17 protein-coding genes are annotated in these 14929 nt (G+C 42.4%); 11 read left to right on the top strand and 6 right to left on the bottom strand.

Going from position 1 to position 14929, the window contains the following annotated elements:
- Positions 1 to 81: 81 nt before the first annotated feature.
- A complete protein-coding gene (locus tag PSH50_RS14685) occupies positions 82 to 981 on the top strand; it encodes a LysR family transcriptional regulator (protein WP_029773656.1) in 900 nt (299 codons plus the stop codon).
- Here the strand turns inward: PSH50_RS14685 and PSH50_RS14680 are convergent.
- Positions 970 to 1428: a MarR family winged helix-turn-helix transcriptional regulator gene (locus PSH50_RS14680; RefSeq protein WP_273586902.1), complete on the bottom strand. Its 459-nt coding sequence runs from the start codon at positions 1426 to 1428 to the stop codon at positions 970 to 972. The two genes, PSH50_RS14685 and PSH50_RS14680, sit on opposite strands and share 12 nt — an antisense overlap.
- Positions 1429 to 1563: 135 nt before the next feature.
- Between PSH50_RS14680 and PSH50_RS14675 the strand changes: the two genes are divergently transcribed.
- The gene (locus PSH50_RS14675) at positions 1564 to 1992 is read left to right on the top strand and encodes an organic hydroperoxide resistance protein (RefSeq protein ID WP_029773654.1); all 429 of its coding nucleotides are present in this window, start codon (positions 1564 to 1566) and stop codon (positions 1990 to 1992) included.
- Positions 1993 to 2267: 275 nt separating this feature from the next.
- Here PSH50_RS14675 and PSH50_RS14670 read toward each other — a convergent pair whose 3' ends face one another.
- The 3 genes from PSH50_RS14670 to PSH50_RS14660 all read right to left on the bottom strand — a co-directional run bounded on the left by PSH50_RS14670 (position 2268) and on the right by PSH50_RS14660 (position 5700).
- Complete coding sequence (locus PSH50_RS14670) at positions 2268 to 2735, bottom strand: nuclear transport factor 2 family protein (RefSeq protein WP_273586903.1); 468 nt, start codon at positions 2733 to 2735, stop codon at positions 2268 to 2270.
- Between the two features lie 89 nt (positions 2736 to 2824).
- Entirely contained in the window at positions 2825 to 4960 is a 2136-nt protein-coding gene (locus tag PSH50_RS14665) for a pyridoxamine 5'-phosphate oxidase family protein (RefSeq protein WP_273609811.1), read from the bottom strand.
- A gap of 119 nt (positions 4961 to 5079) precedes the next feature.
- The gene (locus tag PSH50_RS14660; protein ID WP_273586905.1) at positions 5080 to 5700 is read right to left on the bottom strand and encodes a glutathione S-transferase family protein; all 621 of its coding nucleotides are present in this window, start codon (positions 5698 to 5700) and stop codon (positions 5080 to 5082) included.
- 181 nt (positions 5701 to 5881) lie between these two features.
- Here PSH50_RS14660 and PSH50_RS14655 point away from each other — a divergent pair, with 181 nt between their 5' ends.
- The 6 genes from PSH50_RS14655 (at position 5882) to PSH50_RS14630 (ending at position 12000) form a co-directional block, all read left to right on the top strand.
- Positions 5882 to 6766 carry a LysR family transcriptional regulator gene (locus tag PSH50_RS14655; protein ID WP_273586906.1) on the top strand — a complete coding sequence of 295 codons (885 nt, stop codon included), beginning with the start codon at positions 5882 to 5884 and terminating at the stop codon, positions 6764 to 6766.
- Positions 6767 to 6914: 148 nt separating this feature from the next.
- A complete protein-coding gene (locus PSH50_RS14650) occupies positions 6915 to 7043 on the top strand; it encodes a hypothetical protein (protein WP_273586907.1) in 129 nt (42 codons plus the stop codon).
- 85 nt (positions 7044 to 7128) lie between these two features.
- Complete coding sequence (locus tag PSH50_RS14645) at positions 7129 to 7482, top strand: metalloregulator ArsR/SmtB family transcription factor (protein WP_006794425.1); 354 nt, start codon at positions 7129 to 7131, stop codon at positions 7480 to 7482.
- 38 nt (positions 7483 to 7520) lie between these two features.
- Complete coding sequence (locus PSH50_RS14640) at positions 7521 to 8531, top strand: ArsJ-associated glyceraldehyde-3-phosphate dehydrogenase (RefSeq protein ID WP_273586908.1); 1011 nt, start codon at positions 7521 to 7523, stop codon at positions 8529 to 8531.
- Positions 8532 to 8562: 31 nt separating this feature from the next.
- Positions 8563 to 9780, top strand: a complete 1218-nt coding sequence (arsJ, locus tag PSH50_RS14635) for an organoarsenical effux MFS transporter ArsJ (protein WP_273586909.1) — start codon at positions 8563 to 8565, stop codon at positions 9778 to 9780.
- Positions 9781 to 9879: 99 nt separating this feature from the next.
- Positions 9880 to 12000: a methyl-accepting chemotaxis protein gene (locus PSH50_RS14630; protein ID WP_121638297.1), complete on the top strand. Its 2121-nt coding sequence runs from the start codon at positions 9880 to 9882 to the stop codon at positions 11998 to 12000.
- Positions 12001 to 12097: 97 nt separating this feature from the next.
- On the opposite strand, the gene PSH50_RS14625 is transcribed toward PSH50_RS14630, so the two are convergent.
- Complete coding sequence (locus PSH50_RS14625) at positions 12098 to 12685, bottom strand: TetR/AcrR family transcriptional regulator (protein ID WP_024032893.1); 588 nt, start codon at positions 12683 to 12685, stop codon at positions 12098 to 12100.
- 132 nt (positions 12686 to 12817) lie between these two features.
- Here PSH50_RS14625 and PSH50_RS14620 point away from each other — a divergent pair, with 132 nt between their 5' ends.
- Positions 12818 to 13360, top strand: a complete 543-nt coding sequence (locus tag PSH50_RS14620) for a carboxymuconolactone decarboxylase family protein (protein ID WP_024032892.1) — start codon at positions 12818 to 12820, stop codon at positions 13358 to 13360.
- A gap of 63 nt (positions 13361 to 13423) precedes the next feature.
- Here the strand turns inward: PSH50_RS14620 and PSH50_RS14615 are convergent, their stop codons facing one another.
- Positions 13424 to 13954 (bottom strand): hypothetical protein, encoded by a 531-nt coding sequence (locus PSH50_RS14615; protein ID WP_064387144.1) that lies wholly within the window; start codon positions 13952 to 13954, stop codon positions 13424 to 13426.
- Between the two features lie 53 nt (positions 13955 to 14007).
- Between PSH50_RS14615 and PSH50_RS14610 the strand changes: the two genes are divergently transcribed.
- Positions 14008 to 14367, top strand: coding sequence for a DUF1294 domain-containing protein (locus PSH50_RS14610; RefSeq protein ID WP_273586910.1), 360 nt, complete (start codon positions 14008 to 14010; stop codon positions 14365 to 14367).
- Between the two features lie 25 nt (positions 14368 to 14392).
- Positions 14393 to 14905: a DUF6795 domain-containing protein gene (locus tag PSH50_RS14605; RefSeq protein ID WP_273586911.1), complete on the top strand. Its 513-nt coding sequence runs from the start codon at positions 14393 to 14395 to the stop codon at positions 14903 to 14905.
- Positions 14906 to 14929: the final 24 nt, after the last annotated feature.

The following is a 14929-nucleotide window of genomic DNA, read 5'->3' as shown; positions in this document are numbered from 1 at the left end:
TAACTTATAAGCACTATAGCTCAGTTGAAAAATAGAAAAAGACATGAAAAACTAAAGCACTTTCAAATTTTAATTGAAAATATGCGATCATTTAACGATATTCAAACTTTTATAGATGTAGCCAGTTGCGCCAGTATTTCTGAAGCTGCACGACAAAACGAGCAAACCCCAGCGGCGGTAAGTGCAGCTATTAAGCGCCTAGAAAAAGACTTAGGAAACGTGCTGTTTATTCGCTCTACCCGAAGCTTACGCTTAAGTGTGGCAGGGGAGCAGTTTTTAAGTTACGCCAAAGACTCCCTTTCACTTATTCAACAAGGGGTAGCTGCAGTACAAACCGCAGTGGGCGAAGTAACAGGGACACTACAGGTATCGGCCCCGTGCGACTTAGGGCGCAATAAACTAAGTGAATGGCTTAATGAGTTTTTAGCACACTACCCGCATGTAAAACTTAAACTGCACTTAAGTGACGAAGTAAGCGACATTTACAGCCAATCAATTGATATTGCGCTGCGCTTTGGTGTACCAAAAGATTCGCAGTTAATTGCAGCGCCACTTTTTTTAAATAATGCGCGTATTTTAGTGGCCTCTCCTGAATATGTGGCAAACAATGGGTTGCTTACACATCCACTTAACTTAACGCAGCACACCACCATTACCTTTATGCGTTTTGGTGAAGTGTTCAAAGAGTGGCGATTTTATAAAAATGGCGCAGTGCAAAAAGTGCAGCTAAATTGCCAACACATAGTAAACGATGGCGAAATGGTTAGGCGATGGGCGCTAGAGGGCAAAGGCATTGCGTATAAGTCGTACTTAGATGTTATTGATGATTTAGCAAGCGGGCAGCTCGTTCATTTATGCCCCGAGTGGCAAAGCGATCCGCTACCGCTTTATATGATGTACGCCGATCGGCGCCAAATGACCCCGGTGATCAGCGCATTTAGGGCGTTTATTCAACAAAAAATAACTGCGTTAGTTGGCTAACTCATCATCGTTTTTAGTTGTTAAATCGCTTATTACTAAATCAAGCAGCAGCATTAGCTGTTTGGCTTGTGTGGGCTCTACACTTTCAAACTTACATAATATATTTTTTGGAATATCAGCAGCTTCGTTTTTAAGGGCTTGCCCACTTTGGGTAAGCTGAATTAGGCGCTTACGCTTATCGTGCTCATCTTTAATAACAGCCAGCAGAGACTTTTCGGTCATTTTTTTGAGTATTTGGGTCATAGCGCCACCATCAATAGCAGTTTTATCTATTAGCTGCGCTATGGTTATTTTGTCTTGCTCCCACAGCGCCATCATTACTACATACTGCGGATACGTTAAATTAAGTGCAGCTAAAGGCTCACGGTAAGCACGTGCAATGCTATTTGATGCCATATATAACCTATGACAAAGCTGATTTTTTAATTTTAATTGCTCAAATGACATACCTAACTCCTAGTGCGTTAATACCTTCAACTCAAAAAACATTTTAATTTGCATGCAAAGTATTTGCAATCTCTAATTACTTGACCTATTATTTTGCATGCAAATTAAATTAATTGATAAACTTTGGAGTTCACTATGAATGTATTACAAAACGTTGCCTACACAGCAAAAGCAACTGCAACCGGTGGCCGTGAAGGTGTAGCTAAATCAGACGATGGCCGTTTAAATGTAAACTTATCAACCCCAAAAGGGCTAGGTGGTGACGACGGACAAGGCACAAACCCAGAGCAATTATTTGCAGCTGGTTATGCAGCATGCTTTATTGGTGCACTAAAATTTGTAGCCGGTAGCGAAAAAATTGCGTTACCAAGTGATACACACATTAACTCTGAAGTATCTATTGGCGCGATTGAAGGCGGGTTTGGCATTGCAGTTAAATTAGCTGTATCACTCGGTGATATGGATAAAGCGGCGGCGCAAGAGCTGGTAAATAAAGCACACCAAGTATGCCCATACTCAAACGCTACACGCGGTAATATTGAAGTAGAACTTTCGGTTATTTAATTAACTGATTACTTAGTATTGTAATAGCCCAGTGGTTTGCCTCTGGGCTTTTTTATAAGCAAAGTTTATTAAATAGCTTATAAATACATGAAAACAGCATGATTAAATTAACCTATGTACCATCAATTGACACAGATGTATTTGTCATTGCAGTGATTAAGTAAGCAGCTCTTTAATGCTGAAAAATGTTGGGAGGATGAAAAGGGTTAAGGCGTTCTGCATGAACGCCGATAGAGGGCAGGCTTTATCGTTTGTATCGGATGTATTGGGTGTGCTTACAGCCCTAACTCCGATAACCCTGGGTGGTCGTCGGGGCGGCGTCCTTGAGGCCAGTGGAATTTGCGCTCTGATTCTTTGATGGGTAAGTCGTTGATGCAAGCGAAGCGATTTTGCATTAAGCCGTTTTCATCGAATTCCCAGTTTTCGTTGCCGTAGGAGCGAAACCAGTTGCCGCTGTCGTCGTGCCACTCATACGCGTAACGCACGGCAATACGATTTTCAGTGAAAGCCCATAACTCTTTTATCAGCCTATATTCCAATTCTTTTTCCCATTTTCCTGTTAAAAATGCAGCGGCTTCTTCGCGGCTGTTCACGAAAAAGCTGCGATTACGCCATTTGGTATCCACTGTATAAGCAAGTGATACCTTTTCAGCGTTACGGCTGTTCCAACCATCTTCTGCTAGGCGCACTTTTTCGATGGTGCTTTCGCGGGTAAAAGGGGGCAGTGGTGGGCGTGTACTCATGTTTAAATCCTCTTTGGGTAAAGTAACGTTGAATAACTTGTATAGGTTTCATCAATAAGTGACTTTGAATATTAGCCTGTTTAATTGAGCTACAAATCTAATATAACAGTGTCGCAATCTTTCGCTGGCACAGCGCAGCATAACAATACGTCTGGTGGGTCAATATGCGCACTTGGCTTGGTGCGATACGTTACAGCACCACTTTTTATTTTAACCGCACACGAGCCACATTGGCCGTTGCGGCAACTGTATGGTGGCGTAAGCCCTTTGCTTTCGGCTACGTCGAGCAGGGGCTTGTCACCCTTGTACCAGCTTTGTTCAATACCTGAGTGGGCAAACTTTATCACAGCAGATTCAGCCTCTAGCTCAGCGTGGTCGCTGGTATCTGTTGATTGGCGTGCTAAAGACGACGGCCCAAACGCTTCGGCATGAATATCTTGATCTTTTACCCCAATGCCGATCAGTAAGTCATACATACTTTGCATAAAACCTTGGGGGCCACACAGATAAAAGTCTTTGTCGAACAGCGATGGGAAATCGACGCTATGCTCTGTGGCCATTGCATTAAGTACGTCCATTACCAAGCTTTGGCTAATTCGCCCTTGGGAAGTGTAATCGTTCGACGCCGCAGAACTCTCTGTCTGAGCGTAGTGAATATCACTTAAGACAGAATAATACTGAATACGCCCAGCGCTGCGCTTTGCAATGTTGCTCAGCTCTGCATAAAAAGCGCGTTGCTCACTATTTTTTGCGGCTTGAATAACTGCCATCGGGCGGATATAGCGAGTGCGTGTACCTTCATTAACTGCATCATTTGCCATGGCCACCATTGGTGTAATGCCCACACCTGCACCTATTAAAATGGCTGGGCGCTGTTGTGAGTTATCGATAAAAAAATGGCCGCTTGGTGCTTTAATCTGTATTTCACTGCCAATCAATATTCGAGAATGCAAGGTACTTGATACCAGACCATACTCTTCACGTTTTACTGAAATACGGTAACCACTTTGCGATGGGGCACTGGATACAGTGTAATTGCGCACAAGCCAGTTTTCAGTATTTTGCTGTTTAATACGCAGGGTTAAGTGTTGCCCTGGGGAAAATGGCAGTACGGGAGAATCATCTTTTGGCTGCAAGTAAAATGAGCGGATTGTACTGCTCTCGTCTTCGATTTTACTGACGGTAAATGCGCGCCACTGGTTGCGTTTAGCTTGTGCTTTAACGATTGCTTCTGCCTGTGACCAAGTACCCGTTGCTTCAGAATTGGGAGAGTAGCTATCGAATTGAGCGCGAAATGGAAGTGCCGCTTTTAATGTCACCCCTTGGGTTAGGGTAAATTGCCAGCCGCGCTGCGCACCTTGAAACCCTTTAATTATCGGTGAGTCACTCTCCAGCAAGGTAACCGTGCCGGTTAACATAAAAACATCGCCGCTGGTAAAATCAACAAACAGTAAACCCGCTTTGGGGTTTAATACGAAATTACCCAGCGTATTGAAGAAGTTATTTCCTGCATAATCAGGAATGGTGAGGGTGTTTTCGTCAACCTTTATAAAACCTGGCATGCCACCACGGTGTGACACATCAACCCCCATAGCATTACGGGCAGATACCTGACGGTTTACTTCGTTTGCAGGTTCGTGACCCGCAGAACTGGCAACAAAAAACGTATCCGCTTGGCGGATAAAGGTCTTTAAGGCATCACTTAATTCAAAGAACGTTTCAGCGCGCGGGGCCTTGTATGGCGCATCTGGCGAACGGATAAAGTGAAGGTCGCGAGTTTGAATATACTGCGGACAATTGCCAAAAGATTGCTCAACTTCTAGGGTAAATTGGTGACTCGCTGCGCTAGTAACACAAGCGTTGACGCGGTTTCTACGCCGGGTCGCCATTTCTAACCCCAATAAACCCAATCGAGCACCTTGTGTGATTGCTGCGGCTAATGGATCACCTGATAAAATTGGGGTGTTTACTGTGAGCTGAGTCGGGGAAGGGGACTGCACGAAGCCGGGCTTTCCAGGCAAAATTGACGCCCAAAGTTGCCCCTTATCCGATGTACTACCCAACACCATAAACGGCAGTTGTTGGAAAAACTGCCTATGCTGATCTGGCATAAATTCGCGTATCGCGCGGCGGCCAATAGTACGCATTTTTTCGTAACTTCCGGCACGTCTTTGCATTTGCTGTTCACCTTCGTGAAAAGCACTTGAAGTAATGTGTGTATTCATAATGACTCCATGAGCGATGTGCGCCGGATAAGCATTTGCCAAAAATATTAAACTGGTGATGCAAAAGAATGTCGGGCTCAAACCTATTCATTGAAAGGCAGAGCCGCTAAAACAAACACTTACTTTACCAGTCCTGCTTTTGTAGCCTGCATAGGAACGAAACCGCTTAATCCCTCTACGTTAGATAACCAGCGACGTATATTTGGATATGGGTCAAGAGATACATCACCCTCGGGAGCGTGGGCGACATAGCTGTATATCGCAAAATCAGCCAAGCTCACTTTATTTGCCACTAAGAAGTCATTGCCATTGAGTTGCTGTTCCAGTTTTGTTAGGGCTTTTGCTGCTGTTTCTTTAGCGAAAACAGGGTCAACCGGCGAGTTGAAAACATTAATTAACCTCGCTGCACCAGGGCCGTAGGATATCTCTCCTGCAGACATGGCAAGGAAACGATGCATCTCAGCTTCGCTGGCAAGATCTTGCGGAATATATGAAGGTGCGTATTTGCGTGCCAAGTAAATCAAGATTGATATTGAATCGTGGATTACCTCGTCAGAATCCTCAATTACTGGTACTACACCTAATGGATTGAGAGCCAAAAAGGGGGCTTGTTTATGCTCCCCCGCGGGTAAGTCTACATAAATAACTTCATGGGCTATGCCTGCAACACTTGCAAATAACTCTACTCGGTGGGCATGGCCGGATAATGGAAAACCGTGAATTTTAATGGCGTTTGACATGATATTGACCTTATTTAATCGTTAACTGATGACTTTTGCTGTTAGCCACTGACCTGTTGTGGCATGGGTAAATATTAGGCGTTGAGTCTCTTATGAACAATATGTTGATTTATGGAATCACTATGTACAAAATATTCATAAATTGGGCGAAGCATTACACGGAGCAATATAGGGAGCTCTTATGGATACACTTGACGGCATGCGCACGTTTATTGCGGTGGCAAAGCAAAAATCTTTCACAGGTGGTGCTAAGCAACTAGGCATAAGCACTAAACTGGCGAGTAAATACATTGCTCAGCTGGAGCAAAAGCACGGTGCCTTGTTGTTCCACCGTACTACGCGCACTGTTACCTTGACCGAAACTGGGCAGGCGTATTTTGTGCGATGCGTTCCTTTGCTGGAACAATTTGAAGAGCTAGAAGATGTCATTCAGCATCGTCAGTCTGCTCTGTCTGGCACGGTTCGCTTAACCGCACCTACCGCATTTGGCAGTACTAAATTAGTTGATGCACTGGCCCCATTTTTAGCCAAGCATCCGAAAATCAATGTTGAGTTGAACCTGTCTGATCAGTACGTGGCTATTATCGATGAAGGTGTGGATGTTGCTGTGAGGTTTGGGCCGTTGAAGGATTCAACGCTGATCGCAAAAAAATTGATGGATATGCGTATTGTTTTTTTTGCCTCTCCTGAGTATTTAAAGCGCAATGGCAAACCAAGCCATCCCCGTGCGCTGGCGACACACAATTGTTTATTGCAAACTTCTCAAAACGACCCTGAAAACTGGAAGTTCAAGGAAGATGGCAATACGTTCACCGTCAATGTTAGCGGTGATTTTGCTTCTAACTCCCCCAGAGCAGTAACCCACATGGCTTCACAAGGGCTGGGAATAGGCATGGGCCCACAATACGTGACTGAGCCTTACGTAAAAGACGGCTCATTGCAGTTGCTGTTCGAACCCTATGAAGCAAGCATATTGGAGCTAAATGCAGTGTATGCTTCAAACCGCCACTTACCGGCAAGAATACGAGCATTACTTGATCATCTCGCGCTTTCTTTTGCAACTTAGTGGTAATTACCTCAATAGCTACTGTGCAGGCACAATGTATAACGTACCTGCTTATTAATTTAGACTTTGCTTGTGAAGTAGAGCAAAGCGTAGGGCATCTTTTTATCGCACAGACCTGCGTAAATACCTTGTTAGCATAAGGCTTTAAATGGCAGCAGCGATAAAGCACACCAAGTATGCCCATACTAAAACGCTACAAAAGCCCAGTGGTTTGCCACTGGGCTTTTTTGTGCGCTGCAATTTACTAGAAATCACATTAATTGAAGTGGGCTTTTAAATAAATATACGAAAAATCGCATATTCACTATTTCATATATTCTCATTTTGTTTTATTGTATGCACACTAACTAAACGAGGATGCTATGGAACAACTCAACCCACTACAATTTTACAAATGCTTAGCCGACGATACACGCTTAAAAGCCATGTTATTAATTAGCCATGAGCAAGAGCTGTGTGTGTGTGAGCTTGTTGCTGCGCTTGAACTGAGCCAACCTAAAGTGTCGCGCCATTTAGCGCAGCTTAGGCAATGTGGCTTATTGAGCGACCGTAAGCAAAATCAATGGGTGTATTACAGCATTAACAAAGCCTTGCCGGAGTGGGCTCTTAGCGTAATAGCACAAACCAAAAACGAAAATTCTGCGTTTTATAACGACGATTTAAATCGACTCAATGCAATGGGTAATCGCCCAGAGCGTGCAGCAAGCTGCTGTTAATTAAGCAAATTGATATAACTTTACTAAAGGTATTTATTATGACAATTAAAGTAGGTATTAACGGCTTTGGCCGTATGGGACGTTTAACACTGCGCGCAGCACTAGAGTGGCCAGAAGTAGAATTTATTAAAGTAAATGATGTTGCAGGCGATGCTAAAACACATGCCCATTTATTAGAGTTTGACTCAGTGCACGGGCGTTTAGCGCACAGCGTTACAGCAAACGAGAATAGCTTTAGTGTGGGTAAACACACTATTGCCGTTACCAATAACAAAACCATTAGCGATTCCAATTGGTATGATTGCGATGTTGTAATAGAAGCCAGCGGTAAAATGAAAACCACTGAGCTGTTAAATCAATATTTAGCACAAGGTGTTAAGCGCGTTGTGGTAACCGCTCCGGTAAAAGAAGACGGCATTTTAAATGTGGTTATGGGCGTTAACGATAATTTATATAACCCAGATGAGCACAAAATTGTGACTGCGGCTTCGTGTACGACTAACTGTTTAGCGCCTATTGTAAAAGTACTGCAAGAAAAAGTAGGCATAAAGCACGGCTCAATGACCACTATTCACGATATTACCAATACCCAAACTATTATTGATGCGCCACATAAAGACTTACGTCGTGCTCGTTCATGCGGGACAAGTTTAATACCTACCACAACCGGTAGTGCAACAGCCATTACGCATATATTCCCTGAGCTAAAAGGTAAGTTAAATGGCCATGCCGTGCGCGTACCTTTAACTAACGCATCTATTACTGACTGTGTATTTGAGCTTGAGCGTGGTGTAACTGCCGCTGAGGTGAATGAGTGGTTTGCTCAGGCGTCTAAAAACGAGCTTGCTGGCGTATTAGGTTACGAAGAAAAACCGCTGGTATCGATTGATTACAAAACCGATCCACGCAGTAGCATTATTGATGCGCTTTCTACCATGGTTATTAATAATACCCAGCTTAAATTATACGCTTGGTACGATAACGAATGGGGCTACGCTAATCGTACTGCCGAGCTTATGCTTAAAGTTGCTAAAAGTGACTTGGTTTAACCATTAATTAAAGGTTTTAAGGGCGTTAACCATGTTTGAGCAACTCGCTAATTTACCTACAGCAATAAAACAGTATTTAATAATTACCGGTAATTACTGGGCATTTACCTTAACCGATGGCGCACTACGTATGCTGGTGGTGCTGCATTTTCATCAGTTAGGGTATGGTGCGCTGGCCATTGCCATGCTGTTTTTGTTTTACGAAATTTTTGGTGTGATCACCAATTTAGTCGGCGGTTGGCTAGGGGCTCATTTAGGCCTTAATAAAACCATGAACTTTGGCTTGGCGCTGCAAATAATGGCGCTTGCCATGTTATGTGCGCCAAGTGAATGGCTCACTGTGGCTTATGTTATGGCGGCGCAAGCGCTTAGCGGCATAGCAAAAGATTTAAATAAAATGAGCGCCAAAAGCGCCATTAAAAACTTAGTGCCCGAGGGAGAAAGCGGCCAAGGCCAGCTCTATAAATGGGTGGCTATTTTAACGGGCTCAAAAAATGCGTTAAAAGGGGTCGGCTTCTTTTTAGGTGGTTTACTCCTTACTGTACTGGGTTTTGTAGGTGCTTTAAAAGCCCTAATTATACTACTTACTATTGCGTGGATTATTAGCGTTGTATTTTTAAAAGGCGACATGGGCAAGGCTAAAAATAAGCCTAAGTTTAAAGAGCTATTTTCTAAATCCCGTGCAATAAATTTATTAAGTGCAGCACGATTATGCTTGTTTGCCGCGCGTGATGTATGGTTTGTAGTGGCTTTACCTATTTATTTAGCCCAGCAGTTTAACTGGAACTTTTGGTGGGTAAGTGGCTTTATGGCACTTTGGGTAATTGGCTACGGTGGTGTGCAATCGCAAGCGCCGCGTATTACCGGCACCAGTAACTCAAACGTTGATACCGTTAAACATGCCTATTTATGGGTGTTGCTGCTAAGTGGTGTAACAGCACTATTAGCTCTTTTTATGCAACTTGATGTGGCCGTGCATGCCACGCTAATTATAGGTTTGCTTATTTTTGGCGGTGTATTTGCCGTTAATTCATCTGTGCATAGTTACTTAATTGTCAGCTTTGCTAAAAGCGATGGTGTATCGCTTGATGTTGGCTTTTATTATATGGCCAATGCCATGGGGCGTTTACTGGGCACAGTGCTTTCGGGGTGGGTGTTTCAGGTTTATGGCTTTGTAGCGTGTTTGTGGGTGAGCCTTGCTTTACTCATAGGTGCCACGATAACCACTGCTATTTTGGCCAAGCGTTAGGCCTAATTGTTCAAAAAACTTAAATTATTTTATGTTATTGATGGCTTGATGCAGTTTGTATATTAAACTGTAGGGGTGTTTTAACAAAAGGTAATTTAAGTGCGAGAACTCACGTTAGCAAAAAAGTTATTATGGATAACTGTAGGGAGTACATTTTTAACAGTATTAGTACTTTCTGGGGTTTTATGGTGGCAAATGTCATCAAACAGCGAGGCGCTCGCTAAAGAATCTGAAGATTATATCGTGGCCGAAGTTGAGCAAAAGCTTAACGCAAACGCGGCTGCTTACGGCGAAAAAATTGCCGGATTTATCAACGAAGCTTACCGAATTCCAAACTCATTAGCTGCATTACTTGGTGATGCGGCTAATACTCAAACATTAAACCGCGACACGGTAGTGAGCATTAACCGCTCTATACTCGAAAAAAATCGGTTTTTATCGTCAATTTATTCGCAGTTTGAAGCCAATGCCTTTGATGGGCAAGACGCGCAATTTAAGCAAGGATATAAACACTCAGTTAATGGCGATGGCACGTTAGAAGTATATATAACGCGTGACCAAAACGGCATTATTGAGCAGCAAAAAGTAGCTAACGCTGCCGATAAATACCTGACCTCGTTAAACGAATTTGGTATTCGTGAAGCGCATTGGTATTTATGCGCAAAAGATACACTCAAGCCCTGTATTATGGAACCTTACCTTTACGAAATACCTTCTGGCGATTCGGTTATGCTTACCTCTTTAACCGTACCTATTACTAAATCGGGCCGCTTTATTGGTTTAGCAGGCGTTGATTTAACGCTCCCTACGTTTCAGGGCTTAACCGAAAAGCTTTCGAGCGAACTTTATAACGGCCAAGCAAAAGTAACACTTTTAAGTGATATAGGTTTAATTGTAGGCAGCAGTCATTATAAATCTAAATTAGGCCGCCCATTTAAAGAGGCGGTTAGTAGCAATACTTACAGTGAGCTGGTTAAATTTAAAGGGCAACATGGCCTTTTTAAAACACCTAGCGAGTATTTAGTTAACTACCCAATTAACATTAAGCTGGCTAACACTCAGTGGAGCCTACTTATTGAAGTGCCAAGTAATTTAGCGCTAGAGGGGCCCAATGCCTTAGCTAAAAACATGAGCGACTCGGCCAATCAGCTCGGTGTTGTTATTTTAATAACCGGTGCTGTTATTGCTTTAATTGCTTTTATTATTATGAAAGTGGTAGTGGGCACTGTGGTTGCACCCCTTGAGCAAATTCAACAACGTGTAGATAACCTTGCCAGCTCAGAAGGTGACTTAACTCATACGCTCCATGTAGATACCCACGCAGAGCTGATTGCGCTTGCGGGTGGTTTTAATGCCTTTTTAGCTAAGCTACGTGGCTTAATTGCAGAGCTTAAAGATGTGTCATCGCAAACAAAACAGCAAGGCGAAATAGCACAACATATTGCTATTGATACAAAACATAATGTGCAATCGCAGTTTCAAGAAATTGAAAGTGTAGTGACCGCTATGAACGAAATGAGCGCCACCGCACTTGAAGTTGCCAGAGCCTCTGAGCAATCTGCTCAACAAGCGGATGAAATAAATGGTTTAGTGGTTAGCAGTGAGTCGAGCTTGTCATCGGCTATGAGCCAAGTGAAAACCATGTCTGAAGAAATAAAAGAAGCCAACCAAGCGGTTGAAAAAGTGGCTTCGCGTAGTAAAGATATTACGCAAATTTTAGATGTGATAAGAACCATTTCAGAGCAAACCAACTTACTTGCACTTAATGCCGCCATTGAGGCAGCACGCGCTGGCGAGCACGGCAGAGGCTTTGCCGTAGTTGCCGATGAAGTACGTGCACTGGCGTCTAAAACACGCTCATCTACCGATGATATTAGCCAACTTATAGATAGCTTATTGTTAGAAGTAGGTAATGCATCAACCGTAATTGAAAAAGGCGTAGTACGCGCGCAAAGCGCAGTAGACGAAACCTCAGTGGCGTTTGACGCGCTGCACAGTGTGGTAGTAAAAGTAGATGAAATTACTAATCAAATTACCCACATTGCCACCGCAGCCGAAGAGCAAAGTTTAGTAACCGAAGAGATAAACCGTAACCTTACGCTAATTTCTGATGCGGCATCGCAACTTGCTGATTTATCTACCCAAGCTGGCGATAGTAGTGAAGCGCTTAATGCACTGGTAGCGCAGCAAGATAGCGAGCTAAATAAACTTAAAACGTAAGTAAAGCTCAACCCTTGCAAATATAAAAAGCGGCTAATTCACACGAATTAGCCGCTTTTTTTAGTTGAGACTTTTTAGAAGTTAGTAAAACGAAACGTTATAGCTTTTTGATCAAGGCAAACATTTGGTTGATCATCGGCTGCGCTAATTGCTCAACCCCTGGGCGGTTAAAATAGCCACGCAGCCCAGTAAATTGCACCTGAAAAAACTGCGCGTATTCAAGCGCGGTAAGGTTGCTGCTTAGCTCATTATTTTTAATGGCTTGAGCAAACAAGGTGGTTAAGTAGGCTTCAAACTTTGCTGATAGATCTAGGCTTAGCTCGTATAACGAGGCGTCTTTTTCTGCAAATTCGCTGTTTGCTTTTACCAACATACAAATAGCACTTGGGCTACAGTCTTTGGTTTTAATAATTACGTTTTCTACAAACGCACGCAAACCACCTAAAACAGAGTCAGAACTTGCTAAAAACCCATCAATTTGGCTTTTCATTTGTACTGTGTAGTCTTTTAAAGACTCGCTGTATAGGCCTTCTTTAGAGCCAAACGCCGCATATATACTGCCTGGGCGCATGTTAATGGCTTCTTGTAAATCGCGGGTTGAGGTGGCGTTAAACCCCTTTTCCCAAAACAATTGGCTTGCAACGCGAATTACATTATCGCGCTCAAATTTAACTTTGTTTGCCATTTTATTCTCAACTATTTTGAACGTATGCTCAATTTTAACTTGAACAGTCGCTCAAAATCAAATAGTATGTGTCTCGAAGTTACTTAACCTGACACCAGGTTACTCAAACACATTAATTTATTGGAGCAGAACATGGCAGAATTTACGTTATATACCCAAGACAACGCACCAGAAGAGTCAAAATCGCTTATGGCTGATTCAGTAGCAGCATTTGGCATGTTACCTAACCTTCATGCCGTAATGGCAGAAGCGCCTACGCTACTTAAAGGTTACCAAGTACTGCATGAGTTATTTCAAAACACCTCGTTTAACGCAGAAGAGCTAACTGTGGTATGGCAAACAATTAATGTTGAGCACGAGTGTCATTACTGTGTACCAGCACACAGCGCAATTGCCGCTTCAATGAATGTAGACCAAGATATTGTTGATGCTCTAGTAAACAAAACACCACTTGCAGATGCAAAACTTGAAACACTACGTGAAACCACACTTGCAATGACACGCGATCGCGGCGTAATTAGCGATGAGCAAATTGAAAAGTTTTTTGCAGCAGGTTACGGTAAACAGCAACTACTAGAAATTGTTGTAGGCTTATCGCAAAAAGTAATGAGCAACTACACTAACCACCTTGCTGATACACCAGTTGACGAACCATTTAAAAAGTTTGCTAAATAATAGCGGTTTTATAAATAACAAAGGCAGCTTAGGCTGCCTTTTTGTGTTTTAAGCGAATGGCCATTATTTAAATTTAACGGCTTTAGTGCTGCGTGTATAAGTACGCTGCTCGGGCTTAGTCCACTCACCCTTTTTTAAATAAGAAGTTGAAACTACAAACGTATCGTTTTTTAGCTCGCTGATCGAGCGCACTTTAGTAATACCTTCTTTACTGCCTGTTACCTCTTCATACGCTACAAATTGGGTAGGGCTGAGCACTTTCATGGTGCCTTTTGTGTAAAAACCTGCGGTAGTAAAATAGTAAAACACCAATGACTCTTTTTTACTGTCGTAAAAAATCATTGATTCCCCACCATATTCGCCTTCATTAATAGAGTGCTTGGTATGTATAGCTTTACCATTTAATGCGCGCTCCCAGAGGCCAACATCTTGTACAGGTTTTGCACCTTTAGGTACGTCAAAATCGGCCTGCCATGTACCTAAATAAGGTTTAAATACAGCGAGTTCTTTATCAAGGTTACTTGGGGTATCAGCGGCGTAGCTATTAAAGGCGTATAAGCATAATACTAAAAATAGGGCTTTAAAGTATGTCATAATTTGGCTCTTATTATTTTGGTTTAACTCTTTTTAGTATAGGCGATCATGAATTGATAAAGAAAACATTAATCACCTTCTCACTGCTTTTTTTGGTCGCAGTATGGCAAGCTCATTGGCTTTATAATATGAGCATTTATATACCAAGCTACTTTACAGGTTTAAGCTTTTTTACTTTTATAATGTACGCATGGGATAAACGACAAGCTAAACAATCAGCGCATAAAAAAGTAAACCGCACACCCGAGCGCATGCTTCAGTTACTGTCGTTACTAGGCGGTTGGCCCGGCGCACTCATTGCACAGCAATGGCTTAGGCATAAATCGCAAAAACGTCGTTTTATAGTGGTGTTATGGCTATGTATTATTTTAAATGTAGCGAGCATACTGTCGATATTTTTTCTGGTAGGCTAAAAATATAAACACAAAAAGGACTTTTATGACTAGTTCAAGGTTAGCAGGTGTCACTTTAACGCTTATTTTATTTTTACTATTTCCGATACAAGGATGCGCAGATATGTTTGGCTTTTTTAACAAACAAGATGTAACACTATCACTGCAAATAAAAGGCCGGCTAGTAAAAAATGGAGAGCCGCAGGCGGGTGTTAAAATTACCAGAGAACTCATTTATGGTGATACCTACACAGATGAAGTAATAAGCGATAGTAATGGAGATTTTTACTTTAAAAGTAAAACTATACGCAGCTCTAATCCTACAAATATGTTTTTTAATAGCTCTTTGCTACAGAGTATTTATATTGGAAATAAAAAAGATGAAGATTCAATACTTTGGGATACTTCAATACAGTTCACGCAAGAGCAAGCGCTACTTTCTGATATGCTAAATCACTTTGAATGCGACCTCAGTGAAGAGGCTGAAACTTACGATATACCGATAAAAGATACTGGCCAGTATTATACAGTTTATACGCGGTGCCTAATTTCGAAGTAGCAAAAGCGCAGGTAATGTATTCTC

Source organism: Pseudoalteromonas sp. Angola-7, assembly GCF_028599255.1.
Classification (GTDB): Bacteria; Pseudomonadota; Gammaproteobacteria; order Enterobacterales; family Alteromonadaceae; genus Pseudoalteromonas; species Pseudoalteromonas atlantica.
This window is presented reverse-complemented; position numbering and strand designations above follow the sequence as displayed.